The sequence below is a fragment of the Alkalihalophilus lindianensis genome (genome assembly GCF_032843265.1).
Taxonomy (GTDB): domain Bacteria; phylum Bacillota; class Bacilli; order Bacillales; family Bacillaceae_D; genus Alkalihalophilus; species Alkalihalophilus lindianensis.
On the sequence record NZ_JAWJBA010000074.1, the window covers coordinates 1 to 394 of the forward strand.

Sequence of the window (394 nt, forward strand, 5' to 3'; positions counted from 1 at the left end):
GGTTATCCGTTTCTTTCGTAAATGAAACCGTAAAGATATCATGTTCGTTCGCTGCCTGTAACTTATCAATGACTATCTGTGTTTCGCCTGATTTTGAAATGACGATAAATGCACCAATATCCTCCAAATTATTTTCAAATACGCCAATTGAATCCGTACCACTGGCAAAAATTGTTTTTCTCCCTAATACCAGTAGTTTTTTATACAAATATTCCGCCGCTATTGCCGAAAAACCAGTTGCATAAATAAAAATATAACGTTGCTCGAGGCTCAGCACACGCTGTATAAACGTTTGAATATCCGCTAACGAATTACGGGTCAAAAAGTCTCCTTGGGTAATTTCTAAAAAATCCTCTATGTTTTCATTTTGCGGATTGTCCACTTTCTTGACAAG

General features: G+C 36.8%; 1 protein-coding gene. It reads right to left on the reverse strand.

What is annotated here, in order from left to right; all coding sequences use genetic code 11:
* Positions 1-394 (reverse strand): SIS domain-containing protein (locus RYX56_RS21355; protein WP_317123989.1); only part of this gene is annotated, 394 nt, incomplete at both ends.